This window comes from Pseudomonas sp. YNh (assembly GCF_037993085.1).
Taxonomy (GTDB): domain Bacteria; phylum Pseudomonadota; class Gammaproteobacteria; order Pseudomonadales; family Pseudomonadaceae; genus Aquipseudomonas; species Aquipseudomonas putida.
In genome coordinates this window covers 15,752-33,792 of the sequence record NZ_JBBMRJ010000024.1, presented here as the reverse complement: position 1 = coordinate 33,792, position 18,041 = coordinate 15,752, and the positions used below count along the sequence as shown (strand labels likewise).

General features: G+C 61.5%; 15 protein-coding genes. 13 read left to right on the top strand and 2 right to left on the bottom strand.

Annotation, left to right across the window (positions count from 1 at the left end; all coding sequences use genetic code 11):
- Positions 1-7 precede the first annotated feature (7 nt).
- The 11 genes from WF331_RS21540 to WF331_RS21490 all read left to right on the top strand — a co-directional run bounded on the left by WF331_RS21540 (position 8) and on the right by WF331_RS21490 (position 13,806).
- Positions 8-478, top strand: coding sequence for a MaoC family dehydratase (locus WF331_RS21540; protein ID WP_241800699.1), 471 nt, complete (start codon positions 8-10; stop codon positions 476-478).
- Positions 479-486: 8 nt separating this feature from the next.
- A complete protein-coding gene (locus WF331_RS21535) occupies positions 487-1,695 on the top strand; it encodes an acetyl-CoA C-acyltransferase (RefSeq protein ID WP_284362381.1) in 1,209 nt (402 codons plus the stop codon).
- Between the two features lie 142 nt (positions 1,696-1,837).
- Entirely contained in the window at positions 1,838-2,881 is a 1,044-nt protein-coding gene (locus WF331_RS21530) for a WD40/YVTN/BNR-like repeat-containing protein (RefSeq protein ID WP_340623270.1), read from the top strand.
- The gene (locus WF331_RS21525) at positions 2,868-5,258 is read left to right on the top strand and encodes an efflux RND transporter permease subunit (RefSeq protein ID WP_284362378.1); all 2,391 of its coding nucleotides are present in this window, start codon (positions 2,868-2,870) and stop codon (positions 5,256-5,258) included. Before WF331_RS21530 ends, WF331_RS21525 begins: the two co-directional genes overlap by 14 nt.
- A 48-nt stretch (positions 5,259-5,306) precedes the next feature.
- Entirely contained in the window at positions 5,307-6,557 is a 1,251-nt protein-coding gene (locus WF331_RS21520; RefSeq protein WP_241800695.1) for a helix-turn-helix transcriptional regulator, read from the top strand.
- Positions 6,558-6,689: 132 nt separating this feature from the next.
- Positions 6,690-7,454, top strand: coding sequence for an SDR family oxidoreductase (locus tag WF331_RS21515; protein ID WP_016499748.1), 765 nt, complete (start codon positions 6,690-6,692; stop codon positions 7,452-7,454).
- Positions 7,455-7,477: 23 nt separating this feature from the next.
- Positions 7,478-8,308: an SDR family NAD(P)-dependent oxidoreductase gene (locus WF331_RS21510; protein WP_059394833.1), complete on the top strand. Its 831-nt coding sequence runs from the start codon at positions 7,478-7,480 to the stop codon at positions 8,306-8,308.
- Positions 8,309-8,433: 125 nt separating this feature from the next.
- Positions 8,434-9,471, top strand: coding sequence for a Rieske 2Fe-2S domain-containing protein (locus WF331_RS21505; protein WP_016499746.1), 1,038 nt, complete (start codon positions 8,434-8,436; stop codon positions 9,469-9,471).
- A 24-nt stretch (positions 9,472-9,495) separates the two neighbouring features.
- A complete protein-coding gene (locus tag WF331_RS21500) occupies positions 9,496-10,683 on the top strand; it encodes an MFS transporter (protein ID WP_063424325.1) in 1,188 nt (395 codons plus the stop codon).
- A gap of 130 nt (positions 10,684-10,813) precedes the next feature.
- On the top strand, positions 10,814-11,635 hold the full coding sequence (locus tag WF331_RS21495) for an NADPH-dependent oxidoreductase (RefSeq protein ID WP_284362370.1): 822 nt from the start codon (positions 10,814-10,816) through the stop codon (positions 11,633-11,635).
- Between the two features lie 101 nt (positions 11,636-11,736).
- Positions 11,737-13,806, top strand: a complete 2,070-nt coding sequence (locus tag WF331_RS21490; protein WP_284398312.1) for a hybrid sensor histidine kinase/response regulator — start codon at positions 11,737-11,739, stop codon at positions 13,804-13,806.
- Positions 13,807-13,845: 39 nt separating this feature from the next.
- Here the strand turns inward: WF331_RS21490 and WF331_RS21485 are convergent, their stop codons facing one another.
- Together WF331_RS21485 and WF331_RS21480 are read right to left on the bottom strand one after the other, a co-directional pair.
- On the bottom strand, positions 13,846-15,417 hold the full coding sequence (locus WF331_RS21485; protein ID WP_284398310.1) for a sensor domain-containing diguanylate cyclase: 1,572 nt from the start codon (positions 15,415-15,417) through the stop codon (positions 13,846-13,848).
- 90 nt (positions 15,418-15,507) lie between these two features.
- The gene (locus tag WF331_RS21480) at positions 15,508-15,678 is read right to left on the bottom strand and encodes a hypothetical protein (RefSeq protein WP_019470887.1); all 171 of its coding nucleotides are present in this window, start codon (positions 15,676-15,678) and stop codon (positions 15,508-15,510) included.
- Positions 15,679-15,859: 181 nt separating this feature from the next.
- Here WF331_RS21480 and WF331_RS21475 point away from each other — a divergent pair, with 181 nt between their 5' ends.
- Positions 15,860-16,279, top strand: a complete 420-nt coding sequence (locus WF331_RS21475) for a PA0061/PA0062 family lipoprotein (RefSeq protein ID WP_041168028.1) — start codon at positions 15,860-15,862, stop codon at positions 16,277-16,279.
- 420 nt (positions 16,280-16,699) lie between these two features.
- A complete protein-coding gene (locus WF331_RS21470; RefSeq protein WP_284362362.1) occupies positions 16,700-18,037 on the top strand; it encodes an MFS transporter in 1,338 nt (445 codons plus the stop codon).
- Positions 18,038-18,041: the final 4 nt, after the last annotated feature.

Here is an 18,041-nt window from a genome sequence, read left to right as displayed (position 1 = left end):
GCACCCCATGAGCACCCGATTCAGTAGCGCCGAGCAAATGCTCAAGGCCCAAGGCATGGACCTGGGCGTCACCGACTGGCTGCAGCTGACCCAGGCGCGGGTCAATCTGTTTGCCGAAGCCACTGGCGATCAGCAGTGGATACATGTCGACCCCGAGCGCGCCGCCAATGGCCCGTTCGGGGCGTGCATCGCCCATGGCTACCTGACCCTGGCGCTGGCCAACCTGTTCATGCCGCAGCTGATGAGCATCGACAACATGGCCATGGGGGTGAACTACGGCACCGACCGCGTGCGATTCCCCGCCGTGGTGAAAGTCGGCGCGCGGGTACGCGGCAGAGGCCAGGTTGTCAGCGCCGAGCTGATCGGCAGCGCGGTACAGCTGGTGGTGCGCATCAGCGTCGAGATCGAGGGCGCCGAGCGCCCTGGCTGCGTGGTCGACACCATCAGCCGTTACACCTTCAACCCCATCACCGAGTGAGCCTGTTCATGGACAAGCAAGACGTTGTAATCGTAGCGACTGCCCGTACCGCGCTGAGCAAATCCTTTCGCGGCTCTTTCAACGACACCGAAGCCCCGGTGCTTGGCGGCCATGTGGTGCGCGCGGTGGTCGAGCGTGCCGGTATCGAGCCTGGCGCGGTGGATGACGTGATCATGGGCGCGGCGGTACAGCAGGGCACCCAGGGCTACAACATTGGCAGGCTATGTGCCTACACCGGCGGTTTGCCCGACAGCGTGCCGGGCATGGCCCTGGACCGTATGTGCGCTTCCGGCCTGATCAGTATCGGCATGGCGGCGAAGAACATTCTGGCCGGTGAAATGAGCATTGTCATCGGCGGGGGGGTCGAGTCGCTGTCGCTGACCCAGAACAAGCACAAGAACACCTACCGCAACCAGTCGGAGGCGGTGCTGGCGTGCATGCCAAGCGCCTACATCCCGATGATCGAAACCGCCGAGATCGTTGCCCGGCGCTATGACATCAGCCGCGCGGCCCAGGACGACTACTCACTGCAAAGTCAGCAGCGCACCGCAGCCGCCCAGCGCGACGGCCTGTTCGACGAAGAAATCGTACCGCTGCAAGTGCGCAAGCTGCGCGTTGACAAGGAAGGCCAGCCCGATGGCCATGAGCAGGTGGTGGCCGAGCGCGACGAGTGCAACCGTCCTTCGACTCGCTTCGAAGACCTGGCGGCGCTCAAACCCGTGTGGAAGAACGGCCAATGGGTCGAGCAGGGCGAGTTCATTACCGCCGGCAACGCCTCACAGTTCTCCGACGGTGCATCGGCCAGCTTGCTGATGAGCCGCGCCGAGGCCGCCCGGCGTGGCCTGAAGCCGCTGGGGACGTACCGCGGCATTGCCGTGGCCGGCTGCGCGCCGGAAGAAATGGGCATCGGCCCGGTGCTGGCGGTGCCCAAGCTGCTCAAACGCTTCGGTTTGAGCGTGGCCGACATCGGGCTATGGGAAATCAACGAAGCCTTTGCCTGCCAGGTCCTGCATTGCCGCGACGCCCTGGGCATCCCTGCGGAGCGCCTGAACGTCAACGGCGGGGCTATTTCGATTGGTCACCCGTTCGGCATGTCGGGTGCGCGTATGGTCGGTCATGGCCTGCTGGAAGGGCGCCGTCGCGGCGTGCGCTACGTGGTCGTGGCCATGTGCATCGGGGGGGGCATGGGCGCGGCGGGCCTGTTCGAGCTGGACTGACCCGCGGTTCTGTCTATCGGCACCGGGGTAGGCCATTTGGACGATGTCCTGCAGGTCGAGCAGACGGACTATCTACACACCTCAGACACCGCGCCCAGGTGGCGCGGTGATTCACGACTACAAGAACAAGAGGGTGGACCGTATGTCTATTGTCGAGCGCCTGGATGTCGCTGCACGCAGTCGCCCATGCGCCAAGCTTATTGCCTATTTCGTGTGCATTACGGTTGCCGCAATCGTAGCGCTGGCATTTACCCCACGCGGCGCGCTGAACATTGCCCAGACCACGCTGAATACCGAGCGCATGCAGATAAACGGCCTGCTCAATCTGGGCACCCGTCAGGTGGCGGTGGGTGAGCGCGGCACCATCCTGATCAGCGACGACCGCGGCCGCAGCTGGCAGCAAGCCACAGTCGAGCCGCAACGTCAGATTTCCCTGACGGCTTTGACCGCGTTGAACCCCGAGCAATTGGTCGCCGTTGGCCAGGACAGCCTGATTCTGCGCTCCAATGACGCTGGCAGCAGCTGGCAAGAGGTGCATTTTGATCCCGTAGCTGGTGAGCCGCTGCTCGGTGCCTGGGCGGCCGGTGGCAAGCAGGTTGTCGTGTTCGGCAGCTACGGCAAGTTCTACCAGTCCGACGATGCCGGGCGCAGTTGGCGCGCGGTGGCGCTGGAGGTCGACCGTGCTCATCTCAATGCGCTGGATGGCGGCAGCGATGGCCGGCGCATGCTGGTCGGCGAACAGGGCCTGGTCATGCGCAGCGCCGATAACGGGCAGCATTGGCAACAGTTGCCGGCGTTCTACAACGGCTCACTGTTTGGCGTGGTTCGCCTGAGCGCCCAGCGTTGGGTGACCTATGGCATGCGCGGCCATGTGTTTGTCACCGACAACTTCGGTGAGCAGTGGCAGGCGATCAAGGTTGGCAATACCCAGCCGCTTTATGGCCATGTTGTGCTACCAGACCACAGCGGCGTACTGATTGTCGGCGGCGGCAGCTCAATGGTGCGCCTGGACGCAGAAGGCCGCTTGATCGGCACCACCCGCCAACCGGGGTTGGGCACCTTGACCGCAGCCATCGTGGTGGGCACCGATCAGTTGCTGGTAGCCGGTGAACGGGGCGTTTTCCAGGGGAACGGTAACAGCGTTGCCGCTCTGGGCAAAGGAGAGCAAGTGCATGAAGTACGCTAAAGCCCGAGCCGGGCGCCTGGTCGAGCGTTGCGCCGACCTGCTGTTGGCACGACGCAAACTGCTGTTGACGGTGTTCCTGCTGCTGACCCTGGGCCTGGGCTACAGCGCCACGCATACCCAGCTCGACCCTGGCTTCAACAAGCAGATCCCGGTGCGGCATGAGTACATGCTCAACTTCCTCGAATTCAGCCAGTACTTCACCGGCGCCAACCGCTTTCTGGTGAGCGTCAGATGGAAGGGCGAGGGTGACATCTACAACCCCGAGTTCCTCGACACGCTGCGCAAGGTGACTGACGATGTGTTCTTCATCAACGGGGTCAGCCGCGCCAGCGTAACCTCGCTGTTCACCGCCAACGTGCGTTACATCGAGATCACCGAAGAAGGCTTTTTTGGTGATGTGGTGGTACCGCCACGCTTTACCGCCAGCGCCGAAGACCTGGCCCAGGTGCGCAGCAACGCAGCGCGCTCGGGGCAGGTCGGGCGGCTGGTGGCCAATGACCTGAAGTCGGCCATGGTCCGGGCCGACTTGCAGGACGTTGACCCACAAACAGGCAAATCGGTCAGTTATGTTGAAGTCGCCAAGCGTCTGGAGGACATTCGCGGCAAGTACAGCAGCGATCAGATCGAGGTCAACATTGTCGGTTTCGCCAAACTGGTGGGTGATGTTGTCGAAGGGCTGATGACCGTGATCGGCTTTTTTGTCGTCGCCTTCCTGATCACCGGCCTGTTGCTGTGGCTTTATTCACGCTCGTTGCGCCTGACCGTAGTGGCGCTGTTGGTGGCGTTGTTGCCGGTGGTGTGGCTGCTGGGCTTGTTGCCGCTGATGGGCCTGGGTATCGACCCGATGTCGATCCTGGTGCCGTTCCTGATTTTTTCCATTGGCGTTTCGCACGCCGTGCAGATGACCAATGCCTGGAAACAGGAAGTGCTGGCCGGCAAGGATTCGCTGCAGGCGGCGCACCTGGCCTTTTGCAAGATCTTCATTCCTGGCTCCCTGGCGTTGCTGATGAATGCCTTGGGCTTTGGCGTGATCATGCTGATCGACATTCCTATCGTGCATGAACTGGGGGTAACGGCCTGCATCGGCGTGATGCTGATGATCATCACCAACAAGCTGATGTTGCCGATCATTATTTCCTACCTGCGCCTGGAGCGTAGTGTGCTGAGCAAGGAGCGCGTCCAGCAGCAGAGCAGGCACCCGCTGTGGTGGCGCTTGTCGGCGCTGGCCGAACCGCGCCCGGCCCTGGCGGTGCTGGTGCTCAGCGTGATGTTGCTGAGCGTGGCGGTGCTCAAGGCCCGGCAGCTGGAAGTCGGTGACATCGGTGCTGGCGCACCGGAACTGCGCGCCGAGTCGCGCTACAACCAGGACAACAGCAAAATTGTCAGCAGCTATTCCATCGGCCTGGATGTGCTGGCGGTGTTCGTCCAGGCCCAGGGCCTGGAAGAGGCATGCCTGTCACCGTCGGTGATGCGTGCGGTGGAAGCCTTCGACTTCCAGATGCGCAGCGTCACCGGCGTGCAGTCGGTGCAGTCGGTGGCCGGCTTTGGCAAGACGGTGATTGCCGGCAACAACGAAGGCAACCCACGTTGGGCGGCCATTCCCGGTTCGGCCCGGGGCTTGAGTCAAGGTGCCCGTGCCTACATGCCCGAGGACGGCCTGGTGACCGATGGCTGCCAGCAGATGCAGATTCTGGTGTTTCTCACCGACCACGATGGCGCCACGGTCTCGCATGTAGTGCAGGAGGCCAAGCGGATCATTGCCCAGGTCCAGGTGCCGGAAATCAGGTTCTTTCTCGGCGGTGGCAATGTGGGGGTAATGGCGGCGTCCAATGATGCGGTCAAGCGCGCCGAAGTGCTGATGCTGGTGGCGTTGTTTGGCTCGGTGCTGTTGTTCTGCTGGTTGACCTTCAAATCGTTGCGCGCGGTGTTGTGCATCCTGGTGCCGCTGGCCATCGTGGCGGTACTGTGCAATGCACTGATGGCCATGCTTGGCATCGGGTTGAAGGTGGCGACCCTGCCGGTGATGGCGCTTGGGGTTGGCGTCGGGGTCGACTACGGCATTTACCTGTATGAGCGGATCCAGCACGAGATGGCCGGGGGCGCCAACCTGCGCCACGCGTTCTACCAGGCCATGTGCCAACGCGGAACAGCGGCCGTGTTCACTGCCCTGACCATGGCGATCGGGGTGTGCACCTGGGCCTTTGCACCGCTGAAATTCCAGGCCGATATGGGGGTATTGCTATCGTTCATGTTTCTGGTCAATGTACTTGGGGCCATTTTCCTGCTGCCGGCCTTGGCCGCCTGGTTCAACCTCGGCAAACCCCTGGTTGCGGTCAAAGCCAACCGTGCAGTGCGCGCACACGTGTTTGAATCATAACAATAAAAGCGGGCACGGCCTGGGCTGTGCCCCGCGAGGAGACGGGCGATGGGCAATTCCACCGTGGGGTTTGAAGCGCTGGCAGAAATGGGTATGGAGCTGGCGGAATATGACACGCTCATCGGCGAGTTCTATGACGGCTCGCTGAACCACAAGTTGATGGCCAAGACCTTGCGCCACGTGCGCAGCCTGTACCAGGCCAATTACGTCACCTTGATCTTGAGAGTGCCTGAGCAACCGGACCTGGGCCTGATGATTGTCGTCGGTGACATCGAAGGCGAGGGGGAGGTGAGCTACTGGGCCTACCCACAAGCTGTCACCCCCTTCAGCAACCCGCCGATGGACCAGGTGTTCACCGTCGAAGACCTGATGACCGAAGCCGAGTGGGCCAATTCGGTCTACTACAAGACCTACGGTACCGTGCACGACACCTACCACATCATGGGTGCGGACGTTTCCACGCCCGACGGCGGCAAGCTGCGCTTTCGCATTACCCGGCCTAAAGCCGCGCCGAAATTCACCGCCTCCGAGCGCACCCTGTGTGAAATGATCCTTCCGCATTTGCGCCGTGCGATGCACGTGCACAACCTGCTCGACCGCAGCGAGTCGATCAGCGAGCTGTATGCCCAGGCCATCAGCCGCTTGTCAGTGGCCACCATCGTGCTTGACCAGAATGGCAGCGTGCTGCGCCTCAACCCGGTGGCCAGCGAACTGCTGGAACAGGCGGACGGCCTGAAACTGGTGGGTGGGCGCCTTGAAGCCACCTATCCCAGCGACAACCGCGAACTGCAGCGCCTGGTACGCAATGCCTTCGCGCGTGACGTCAATAGCGAAAAGGTCAGCACTGCGGCCGAAGCGATGTCGGTGGCCAGGCCATCGGGCCAGGTCAACCTGGGGGTAGTGATCGAGGCCATTCCTACCCAGGACTGGGCCGAGGGCAAGAGCAAACCTGCAGCGGTGGTATACATCCGCGACGCGGTGGGCCGCTCCATGGCTAGCGAAACGGTAACCAAGCAACTGTTCAACCTGACCCGGGCCGAAACCGCACTGGCCATGGAGCTGGCTAACGGCCTGTCGCTTGAAGAGGCCGCCGAAGTATTAAATGTGCGCCGCAACACCGCACGGGCGCATTTGCGCTCGATCTTTTCAAAGACGGGTGTGCGCCGCCAGACGGAGTTGGTGCGCATCATTCTCAACAGTGTGGTTGCCTTGGGAAAGCCCAAACTGGCAGCACTGCCAAACGATAAGCCGGAAAAACCGGTGTTGAAGCTGGCCACCCCGGCGCGCAATAGCGCCTGACCTTCGCCCGGCTTGCCCGAACGCCCCGGTCCTGCTTGCAAGGCCGGGGCGTTTTAGTCCGCGCGGACGATGTTGTGGGGTTTGCGCGGCACCAATACTAGCCAACACCACCATTCAACAAGGAGCAACGTTATGCCAGTTACAGCGGTCAGCGGTTCTGCATCCGGTATCGGCGCGGCAGTCTGCCAGGCGCTACGCGCCGCCGGGCACCGCGTCATCGGCATCGACCGGGCAAATGCCGAGGTGATTGCCGACCTGTCCAGCGCAAGCGGGCGCCAGGCCGCCATCAGTGCGGTGCTCGAGCACTGCGACGGGGTGCTCGACGGCCTGGTGTGCTGCGCCGGGGTTGGCTCCAGCGCGGTGTCCGACACCATCGTGTCGGTCAACTACTTTGGCGTCTGTGAGTTGCTTGACGGCCTGGCCGATGCGTTGGCCAAGGGCGAGCGGCCGGCCGCTGTAGTGATCGGATCGATTGCGGCCACCCACGTCACCCCCGATCAGCAGCCGATGATCGCGGCCATGCTCGCCGGCAACGAAGCGCTGGCACTGGAACACGCCAATACCTTGGGGCAGTCCCATGTGGCCTATGCCAGCTCCAAATACGCCGTGACCTGCAATGCCCGTAGCAAGGCAGTAGCCTGGGCAAAACAAGGCATACGCCTGAATGTGGTAGCGCCTGGTGCAGTCGAGACGCCGCTGCACCAGGCGTCGCTGAACGATCCGCGCTTTGCCAAGGCGGTCCGTGAGTTTGTCGCACCGCTGGGGCGCGCCGGCAACCCTGAGGAGATCGCCCAGGTCGTGGCATTCTTGCAGTCGACTCAAGCCAGTTTTGTGCACGGCACTGTGATGTTTGTAGATGGCGGTATGGATGCCATGGTTCGTCCGGCACGTTTCTAGCCTATGTCCACGTGAGAACAACAATGACCAAAGTGGCATTCATTACCGGGGCAAGCCGCGGTATCGGGCGCGAGACGGCATTGGCCTTTGCCCGGGCCGGGTTCGATGTGGCGATCAGTGCCCGCACTGTAGAGGAGGGCGAAAGCACCGCGCATCGGCTGTGCGATGCCCAGGGCGTGCCGCTGGCGGGCAGCCTCAACAGTACGGCAGCCGCGATCCGCGCCTTGGGGCGCAGAGCGCTGGTGGTGCCTATGGATCTGCTCGACAGCGCCTCGGTATTGGCCGCCGGCCAGGCAGTACTGGCCGCGTTCGGGCGCATTGATGTGCTGATAAACAACGCTATCTATCAGGGCCGCGACCTTAACAGCGCATTCATGTCGCTGCAGCCGCAGACCATGCAGCGGGTATTCCAGGGCTATGTGCTGGCGCCGCTGTTGCTTACCCAGACCGTGTTGCCCGGCATGCTCGAACGGGGTGACGGGGTGGTGATCAACGTCACCTCCGGTGCCGGTGAAGGCGACCCGCCCGTGGCTGCCGTCGACGGTGGCTGGGGGTATGCCTACGGTGCGGGCAAGGCTGCGGTCTCCAGGGTTTCGGGGGTGCTTGCAGCCGAACTGGGCGAGCAGGGGATTCGCGCCTTTACGCTTAACCCGGGGGTGGTCACCACCGACGCGCTGAAGGCTACCATCGGCGAAAACGGCCTGCTGGCCCTGCGCATCGGCACTGCGCCTCCCCAGGTGCCGGCAGAGGTGATGGTATGGCTGGCCACCCACGATCAGGCTGCGCGCTTTCAGCGGCGCACCATCGCCGCGCAGGCGTTTGCGCTGGAGCACGGCATCGTCGCCAGCTGGTGATGAACACTGGCTGAAGAAGTACTCGTGGTGCTCATCTAGTCCATGCGGAGGATGAGCACCGGCTGCTGCTCGGTGAAGATTGACCGGGCAAGTTACCGGGGATTTCCACACGAGGAACAATAACAATGACCAAGCTCGCAGCAATCAATGTCGAAACTGCTCTGGCCCCGCGCTTCGGCCGAGGCTGGCACTGCCTGGGTGAAGCGGCCGACTATCGTGATGGCCAGCTGCACACCCTGAATATCTTCGGCACGCGCTTGCTGGCATTTGCCACTTCCAGCGGCCAGATCAGCGTCATTGATGCGCATTGCCCGCACATGGGCGCCGACCTCTCGCGCGGGACCCTGGAAAACGACCGGGTGGTATGCCCCTTTCATCACTGGCAGTACGACGCCAGCGGCAAGTGCGTGGAGATCCCGTACTGCAAGCGCATCCCTCCGAAGGCCAAGACCCGCAGCTGGCTGACCTGTGAAGAAAACAACCTGCTGTTTGTCTGGAACAACCCGGAAGGCAAGGCGCCGGCAGACGGCGTGGTGATTCCTCATCTGCCAGAGCAGGACAGTGACGAATGGCTGCACGACTGGCACATGGACAAGCTGATTATCGAAACCAACCCACGCGAACTGGTCGATAACCTTGCAGATGCCCAGCACTTCGGGCCGGTTCATGGCACGCCAACCAAGTATTTCGCCAACGTCTTTGAGGGGCACATTGCCCAGCAGATTTTCCATGGCGACTCCGAGCGCCTGGGCGGTGATCTGGTGGCCGAGTCGGCGTACTACGGGCCGGCCACGCACTTTACCCGGATGCGCGCGGTGTTCGAGGGCATGGAGATCCACTCGATCCTGCTCAACTGCCATGTACCGATCACCGCCAACAGTTTTGAGCTGCGTTTTGGCTGCATGGTGAAGAAAGTGCCGGGGTGGAGCGAAGAACAAAATCGGGAAATGGCCAAGGACTATGTGATGCGCAACCGCGAATCCTTTTATCAGGACGTGGATATCTGGGCGCACAAGATTCGGGTGAACAACCCGGTCCTGGCCGAAGGCGATGGCCCGGTCTATCAACTGCGCGAATGGTACGAGCAGTTTTTCATGGACGAAGCCAGCGTACCGGCCGCCATGGCCGAGCGCCGCGAAATCATTACCGTCGGCCAGCGCTGAAAGCCACCCGAGCAGGAGAGAGCAATGAACATGAGTGGCCGTAATACACTGGCGATCATGCTGGCCGCCAGCTTCGCTTCGACGATTGGCGGCTTGCCGTTCAATACCTTGCCTATCCTGCTCGGGTCGATGGTCGACAGCCTGGGCTTTACTGTCGAACAGATCGGCCTGCTGGGCTCGGTGTGTTTTGCGGGCTACCTGCTCGGCACGCTGCTGGCAGTGGTGCTGATCGACCGCATGAACTGGCGCTGGTTGACCCTGGGTTGTGCACTTGGCGCTGCGGCGGCGTATGGGATGTCGTCCTGGCTGCCGGCCACGGCCCAGCTGCCGCTGTGGGCGGTGATCGGCTTTTTTGCTGCGCTCATGACCTGCCTGGGCATGCGCATCATGGGTGAAATGGCCAACAAGGAACGCGCCTTGGGCATGCGTCTGGGTATTGAACTGGGGGTGGTGGCGGCAGTGCTGTTCGCCTTGCCGTCGCTAGTGATTGCCTATTTCCACTATGCCGGCGCGGCCTTGATGCTGGCCGCGATCATTTTGCTGTTGAGCCTAAGCGCGCTGGCCTTGCCCAGGCGTCAGGACTTCATTCACGAAGCGCAGCAGGCGCAAACCGACTCGTTGCTGGCACGCTTCAGGTTCCCGCCGGCGGCATATGCAGCGCTGGCATTTTTCTTCCTGTTCGGCGCCGGGCAGATTGGCCTCTGGGCGTTCCTTGAGCGCTTGGGCCATGGCCTGGCGTTGCAGCCGGCGGAACTGGGTGTCGTCTTCGCCGTGCTGAAACTGCTGGGCGGCGCAGCCGCGCTGGCCTTGGCGGTGGTGGGTGACCGCCTGGGTGTACGCGTGCCCCATCTTGTCGTGCTCGCGGTACTGGGTACCGGGCTGTTGTTACTGGGCAACGCCGAAGGCTTTTTGATGTATGCCGCGGGCGCCTGGATCTGGGAGGTCGGCTTTACCTGGGGCTGCGTCTACCAGACCGCAGCGATTGCGCGGCTGGACCGCAGCGGCCGCTCGATCATGCTGATTCCAGGGGCCTTTGCCCTGAGCTCCATGGCAGGTCCGGCCTTGGCCGGGCAACTGGTCGGTGAGGGCTTCGGCATGCTGCTGTGGCTGGCGGCTGGCTGTGCGCTGATCCCGGTGCTGGCGTTTACCTGGCTGCTGGCGCAACGTTTGCAGGGCGCGGGCACTGGCTGTGCAGTGGGTATGCAGGCATGATGGCTGACACGCAGCGTGGTGGTGAGGCTGGTCGAGATGCAGGCGGCAGGGGCGGAAAATGAAAAATTTCGGGGTAGCTGTGTGGTAACCGCCGAATTTTGATAGCCTCCTAACATTTTGGAGGCTTCTCATGACATCCAACGCTCAGGCAAAACTCGCTGCACGCTATGGCGCACCGAACATTTCTGCGCTGCAACAATGGAATGACACCATCGACCAACTGCTCGAACACCGCAGCGTCAGGGCGTTTACTGATCAGCCTCTGCCCGAGGGTACGCTCGAGACCTTGGTTGCTGCCGCGCAATCCGCATCCACATCATCCAACCTCCAGGTCTGGAGTGTGGTTGCGGTGCAAGAGGGGGATCGCAAAGGCCGCCTCTCGGCGCTGGCCGGCAACCAGCCCTACATCCATCAAGCGCCACTGTTCCTGGTCTGGCTTGCCGATTTGTCCCGCGTCTCGCGCATCGCAGACCAGCATGGGGTAGAGCTGGAGGCTTTGCCATACCTGGAAAGCCTGTTGCTCGGCACCATCGACGCAGCGCTTGCGGCCCAGAATGCGGTTGTTGCGTTGGAGTCGCTTGGGCTTGGAAGCGTGTACATCGGCGGTATTCGTAACGACATCGAAGCCGTTGCCAAGGAACTGCAACTGCCGCCCCAGGTCTATCCGGTCTTCGGCCTGTGCGTTGGCTATCCGTCGCCTGATCGGCCAGCCAAGGTGAAGCCGAGGCTGCCACAGGCAGCAGTGCTTCATCACGAAACGTACTCGGCTGCCGACGAGCAGGGCGTTCTGGTGGAATACGACAAGCGCCTGGGTGCTTTCTATCAAGGCGAAGGCATGAAGGCTTCAGGCTGGTCGGAGCAGGTGGTCAGCAGGCTGCGGAACGTTTCTAGCCTGCATGGGCGCGAGGAGCTGCTGGGGGAATTGAGCCGGATGGGCTTTGGGCTGCGCTGAACAGATCAGGTGAAGGGCTTTGCTCGCCATAGCTCGGCATCACACTCTAGAATCTTATCCATTGGCTTGTCGTTCATGTGCGTAAGCAAAAGAGGCAATATATGGATCGCGAAGGCGCCGGCTTTTCAGGAGAGCTGGATGCTCCCGCATTACCCAGTCAGGAGTCCGCGTTTCCGACAACCGCTTTGGAGCGCCTGCAGTTGGCGCTCGATGCGGGCGCGATCATTGGAACGTGGGTGTGGGATATTCGGCACAATCAGGTGACCGCGGATGAGCGGTTCTCGCGATCGTTCGGGCTTCCTGCAGATAAATGCCTGGCGGGTATTCCGATCGAGGAAGCTTTTGCCTCGATTCACCCTGACGACCGTGATCGTGTCTCTGCCGATATCCAGGAGGCGATGAGCCGTGGCGGCGCCTACCGGTGTGAATACCGGGTCAGACAGGATGACGGCAGCTACCGCTGGATTGAGGCCAATGGCAGAGCTGAGCTTGACGAGGGGGGCGAGGCTGTTCGGTTCCCTGGCATCCTCATGGACATTGAGTCACGCCGGTCAGCAGAGGCTGAACGCGACAGGATGTCAGCGTTGCTGCGTACCTTCACGGCTGCCGTTCCGGGTGTTGTCTACGCAAAGGATCTCGAGGGGCGGCTGATTGTTGCAAATGACGGTGTCACTCGACTGGTTGGCAAACCACCAGAACTGTACCTGGGCAAAACCGACCTGGAGTTTCTGGAAGACAAGGCCCAGGCACGCCAGATCATGGAAACCGATCGTCATGTCATGCATGGCGGGAAGGGCGCGCTGCAGATCGAAGAGCGTGTCGACATGCCGGATGGCACGGCTACCTACTGGCTTTCCGTCAAGGCACCCCTGTGCGACGAAGCAGGCGAGGTCATCGGGCTGATCGGCTCGTCCATCGATGTCACCGCGCGAAGAAACGCCGAGGCGCAGTTGCTTGAGCTTAACCGCACCCTGGAAGCGAAAATCGAACAAGCCGTGGCCGAGCGGGAAGCGGCGCAGGCGGCGCTACGGCAATCGCAGAAGATGGAAGCGGTCGGTCAGCTGACCGGGGGTATCGCTCACGACTTCAACAATTTGCTCGCGGGCATCACGGGAAGCCTTGAACTGATCAAGCTCCGCTTGAAGCAGGGGCGCATTGCTGACGTGGAGCGTTACCTGATGGTGGCACAGGGTGCCGCACAAAGGGCAGCATCCCTGACCCATCGACTCCTGGCGTTCTCTCGCCGGCAGACGCTGATGCCTGTTCATACCGATGTGAACACCCTGATCAGCGAAATGGAGGAGCTGATACGTCGGACAGTAGGGCCGGCAATCCAACTCAAGGTAGAGCTCCATGCAACCTCAAGTACCTGCCTGGTGGATCCGGCACAAGTAGAGAACTCGCTGCTAAACCTGTGTATCAACGCGCGTGACGCACTGGAAGGCGGAGGGTCGATCGCCATCAGGACGTACAACGAGGAACTGGTACAAGGGGCAGATCTTGACCCTGAACTGTCACCCGGCACGTACTTCACGATCTGTGTCGCCGATGACGGTGTCGGCATGAGCACCGAGACGTTAACGCGTGCATTCGAGCCTTTCTTTACCACCAAGCCTGTGGGGGCGGGTACCGGGCTCGGCCTGTCCATGATCTATGGTTTCGCCAAGCAGTCAGGCGGGCAGGTTCGGATCGAGTCAGAGGTGGGCCAAGGCGCCCGCGTATATCTGCAGCTACCCAGCCATGAGGTTGAGGTCGATGCTGAAGGTCGTGCCGAGCCATTGCCTGCATCAGAACTGAGCTCGTCAGGCGAAACGGTTCTGGTTGTCGATGATGAACCCTCCGTCCGCATGTTTGTGAGTGAGTCACTGGGCAGCTGCGGATACATCGTCATTGAGGCGACCGATAGCCTTGCGGGGCTTCAGTTACTCCGCTCGGATACCCGCATCGATCTGCTTGTCACAGACATTGGCCTGCCAGGAGGAATCGACGGCAGGCAAATGGCCAATACCGGCCGCAGTTTCAGGCCGGGCCTTCCGGTCTTGTTCATGACCGGGTATGCGCAACCCAATATATTGGACAACGCCCAGCTAGAGCCCAACACGGCTGTGCTGACGAAACCTTTCACACTCGAAGCGTTGACGTTGAACGTAAATGCGTTACTTAAGCATTGATGATGTATAAGACACGCAAGCACCGCCTCCCCAGAGGCATCAGAGCGTTACCCGATCTTCGGCCACTATACGGTTACGTCCATTCTGTTTGGCCAGGTACAAGCGCTCGTCGGCGCGCTTGAGGATGGCCGGGGCACTGGGAGTGTCTGCGTCCCGACAGGCCACACCGATTGAGATGGTCAAGGTGCCGATCTGTGCCACCGCGGTAGCGCTGAGCGTGGTGCGGATCCGCTCGGCGACTTCGCAGGCCGTGCTCAGCGCGGTGTTCGGCAGCAGCAGGCAGAACTCTTCGCCACCGGCCCGGCACGGCAGGTCGCCGGCCCGGGTGCAGTCGCGGATCACTTGCGCGACCCTTTGCAACGCCAGGTCACCAACATCGTGACCAAAGTTGTCGTTCACCCGCTTGAAGTGGTCGACGTCCAACGCCAGGGCCGAATACGGCTGTTGGCTTGCATCAAGCGCCTGAAGTGCCGCGTTCATCGCACGCCGGTTGGCCAGGCCGGTCAACGGGTCGGTGTCGGCTGCGGCGTTCAGGCTGCCGATCTTCTGTTGCAGTTGCTGCGACTGCACTACCAGCGCCTGGCGGATCGCCGCCGCTTCGGCGTACCAGGCGTTGATCGCAGACAGTTCAGCGGTGGCATTCGGCGTCGAAAGGTCGATGGCATGGCCGGCCAGGGCGCGCAGTGGGCGCGTGATCAGCATGACGCCGAGCAGTATCAGCACCAGACCGATCACCCCTGCCGGGATGATCCTGACCAGCATGTCGCGCATCAGCTTGCCCAGTGGCGCCAGTGCCTGCTCCCGGGGTTGCTGGACGACCACGGCCCAGTTGGAACCCTGCACGTGCGCGAAGCCGGCGAGCATGGGCACCCCATGGTAGTTGACCGTCTCCAGCGGGCCGTTGTCTCCGAGCAAGGCCTTGTCCACCGTCTCGCTCCAGCCGAGCACTTCACCGATTCGCTGCTGATCGGGGTGGTAGAGCAACCGGCGGTTGCCATCGGCGACGAAGGCGAAGGCGCCATCGAGGTGGTGTTCACCAATCAACGAATGCATCACACCACGCTGTTGCAAGAACACGGAGCCGCCGACCAGCCCGAGATACTCGCCTGTGGGGCTGAAGACAGGTTGGGAGACGAAGACGATCAGCTTGCCGCTGGTTGAGGTAAACGCCTGGCTGACCATGGGGCGACGCACGTTCAGCGCCTGGCGCAGTTCATCGGAGCTGACGGTCGAACCGATCGGTACCGCAGGCGGGTAAGCCTGTAATACCTTGCCCGCAGGGTCGGTGATCAGCACGGTGTTCAACTCCGAGTCCTGGGCCTGCAGGCGGCGTGCTTCTTCCTCGAGCAACGCTCGATTGGCAAAGTCGCTGCCCAGGCGTTGGCTGCTGTACTTCAGGCGTTCATTGACCGTGTACAGAAACTGATCGATGCTCGATGCGACCTTGAAGGCATAGGCACGGTTGGCCTCCAGTGCCGAGTGCACCAGCGCATCGCGTTGCACACTGTAGGCCGTGATCAGGCTGTTGCAGAGGGTACTCAGCACGGCGAGCAGGACAAAGCCAAGAACCAGGCCACGCAGGCCAATACGCGATGACAGCACCTTGCTCATGAGTACGCCTCGTCCCTCGATAGCTGGAAAGTTCGGCACAAGCTTAGACGGGTATGGCAGCAAAGGTGCATCTGCGCAGGGCGTGAGCCGTCAGGCCAGAAACTCCGAATCCGCAGGGCAAGCCGGCTGCTTGTCCTGCTGAATGTTGCTGTACACGGCAACCCCGCACACGCAAGCCAGGCCGACACTGGCAAGCAGGATGTCGCCCAGCAACATGCCTGCGACCAACACCAGCACGCTGATGCGAAAGAGGGTTGTCATGACTGCCTCCGATGCAGTTCGATATCAGAACCCTGACCATACCGGCGCAGCCGAAATTGTGCAGCCCACTTGCGCGCCTGCGGCCGTGTTTACCTGTGAAATGGCAGAACGGACCTATTTCGCACGGTATGCAGTGCTGGTTGGCGGTATCCTGAAAACCCCAGCCCCAGGTGCATCGATCATGCGCACAATGATGCTTTTATTGGCAATCACGGCAGTTACCGGTTGCCAGTCGCCGCTGCCAAGCGCCAATCCTCACATGGCCTGGGTCGATTTCTCGGTGCCATTTCCCAATGACAGGTTACTGATGGCTGAGCGGCTGGATAAGCAACGGTTGAGCGACGGGCGCTTCTTTCAAGTGAGCCCGGGCAGCCATGAGCTGATCGTCAGGTTCGATTATGAAGTGGGCGGTGGCGGGGGGCTGAGCCTGATGGGCGGCACCACTGTGCGCGAATGCTACCTGACGGTCCCTTACGCCAACTTCCAGGCAGGCCAGCGCTATGTGCTGGAGGGGAGGTCGATGGCGCTAACTCCTGAGGCGCGGTTGTACGACGCCAAGGGGGAGGTGGTTGCAGAGGTCAGCGAATTCTATTGCCTGTAAGGGGCAGGGTTTATTGAACGAGCCAATACGCGTGGTTTTCACTCGTCGAGTGCACGTATCTAAAATGATGCCCAGGCCTGATGAGAGGGTGGAGCTGACCGCCATCACAATGCCCAGCCAACGCTTGTTCAGCCTAGATCGCCTCGCTGAAGCTGGGCACCGTAAGGCTGCACGTCCTCAATTGCATACCTGCGATGAAGGGCGTGCAGCTTTTTTGCTTGGCAGAGCCTTCCGGTCGATGGGCAGCCCGGGCTCTCCATTCATCCAATAAGAAAAACAGATACCTGCTTAAGGATTTCATGGAGGCGGGGAAGGGATGCCCGCCTTAGAGTCACCTTCGTCCATAAGTCAGATGGCGCTTGCCCTCGCGGCAAGCCCATCGCCTCGGCTTGGTCCCTACAAAAACAAGAAGGTGAAAGCATGAGCAACGAAGCGGTCGATATCAAGGCATGGATCGACGACCGACCAGTATCCCGGTATCAGTGGCTCATCATGGCCCTGTGCTTTCTGGTTGTTCTGTTCGATGGTTTCGATGTGGCGGTGATGGGTTTTGTCGCACCTTCATTGATTCAGGAGTGGGGCCTTACCCGCGCGGCTTTTGGCCCGGTCATGAGCGCCGGCATGGTAGGCCTTGCGATTGGCGCTTTGACCGCAGGCCCTTACGCTGACCGCTTGGGTCGCAAGCGGGTGCTGCTGATCGCCGTGACTGGGTTCAGTGTGCTGAGCCTGGCCTGCGCCTTTGCCCGCAACCCCTACGAGCTGGGCTTGCTGCGTTTGCTCACCGGGGTAGCCTTGGGTGCAGCGCTGCCGAACACCACCACTTTGCTGTCTGAATACCTGCCAGAGCGGAATCGCGCGCTTTTCATCACCATCATGTTCACAGGCTTCAACATGGGTTCCGGGCTTGGCGGTTTTCTGGCTGCCTGGCTGATCCCGGCGTATGGGTGGCATGCAGTATTGCTCGCGGGTGGCATCATGCCGCTGGTACTGCTTCCGCTTCTTTGGTTGTGGTTGCCTGAGTCGGCACGGTTCCTTGCTGCCCGCAATGCACCTGCGGCCGAGATCGCCAAGGTGTTGAACCGGCTCGGTGGTGCGTTCACTGCCGCTACGCGGTTCATCGTCAGCGAGGGCCAAGCGAATCACAAGGCACCGGTACGCATGCTGTTCACCGGTCAGTTCCGTTTCGGCACGCTCGCGCTATGGAGCACCTATTTCATGGGCCTGCTGGTGATTTACCTGACCATGGGCTGGATGCCCACACTGTTGCGTGACAGTGGCTTGTCCATCGAGCGAGCAGCCAGCATCACAGGCTTGTTCCAGCTCGGCGGTACCGTTGGGGCAATTGCGGTGGGCTGGGCAATGGATCGGCGCAACCCTAATCGCGTTATTGCCGGGGCTTATGTGCTGGGTGGCTTGTGCATCCTCTTGCTGGGCGCCACCAGCCTGGAGTCGACGCTGCTTGCCGTTGGGGTAACTGCAGCCGGGTTTTTCATGAGCGGGGCACAAACCGGGCTCAACGCCTTCGCGCCGGGCTACTACCCAACAGATTTTCGCGCTACCGGGGTCAGCTGGATGCTAGGGATCGGGCGTTTCGGGGCGATCTTCGGCTCGCTCATTGGCGGCGCAGTGTTGAGTATGGGCTTCGCTGTTCCAGTGCTCTTCGCGTTGTTGAGCGTACCGGCCTTTATCGCTGCGATGGCGATCCTGGCCAACGGCCATGCCCGGCGCCGGCCAAGCCAGGCTGCAGTGGCCCAGTAGCTTC

Excerpts from the sequence above, each read along its gene's own strand:
- WF331_RS21540 (WP_241800699.1), top strand. The coding sequence starts at position 8 with ATGAGCACCCGATTCAGTAGCGCCGAGCAAATGCTCAAGGCCCAAGGC.
- WF331_RS21535 (WP_284362381.1), top strand. The coding sequence starts at position 487 with ATGGACAAGCAAGACGTTGTAATCGTAGCGACTGCCCGTACCGCGCTG.
- WF331_RS21530 (WP_340623270.1), top strand. The coding sequence starts at position 1,838 with ATGTCTATTGTCGAGCGCCTGGATGTCGCTGCACGCAGTCGCCCATGC.
- WF331_RS21525 (WP_284362378.1), top strand. The coding sequence starts at position 2,868 with ATGAAGTACGCTAAAGCCCGAGCCGGGCGCCTGGTCGAGCGTTGCGCC.
- WF331_RS21520 (WP_241800695.1), top strand. The coding sequence starts at position 5,307 with ATGGGCAATTCCACCGTGGGGTTTGAAGCGCTGGCAGAAATGGGTATG.
- WF331_RS21515 (WP_016499748.1), top strand. The coding sequence starts at position 6,690 with ATGCCAGTTACAGCGGTCAGCGGTTCTGCATCCGGTATCGGCGCGGCA.
- WF331_RS21510 (WP_059394833.1), top strand. The coding sequence starts at position 7,478 with ATGACCAAAGTGGCATTCATTACCGGGGCAAGCCGCGGTATCGGGCGC.
- WF331_RS21505 (WP_016499746.1), top strand. The coding sequence starts at position 8,434 with ATGACCAAGCTCGCAGCAATCAATGTCGAAACTGCTCTGGCCCCGCGC.
- WF331_RS21500 (WP_063424325.1), top strand. The coding sequence starts at position 9,496 with ATGAACATGAGTGGCCGTAATACACTGGCGATCATGCTGGCCGCCAGC.
- WF331_RS21495 (WP_284362370.1), top strand. The coding sequence starts at position 10,814 with ATGACATCCAACGCTCAGGCAAAACTCGCTGCACGCTATGGCGCACCG.
- WF331_RS21490 (WP_284398312.1), top strand. The coding sequence starts at position 11,737 with ATGGATCGCGAAGGCGCCGGCTTTTCAGGAGAGCTGGATGCTCCCGCA.
- WF331_RS21485 (WP_284398310.1), bottom strand. The coding sequence starts at position 15,417 with ATGAGCAAGGTGCTGTCATCGCGTATTGGCCTGCGTGGCCTGGTTCTT.
- WF331_RS21480 (WP_019470887.1), bottom strand. The coding sequence starts at position 15,678 with ATGACAACCCTCTTTCGCATCAGCGTGCTGGTGTTGGTCGCAGGCATG.
- WF331_RS21475 (WP_041168028.1), top strand. The coding sequence starts at position 15,860 with ATGCGCACAATGATGCTTTTATTGGCAATCACGGCAGTTACCGGTTGC.
- WF331_RS21470 (WP_284362362.1), top strand. The coding sequence starts at position 16,700 with ATGAGCAACGAAGCGGTCGATATCAAGGCATGGATCGACGACCGACCA.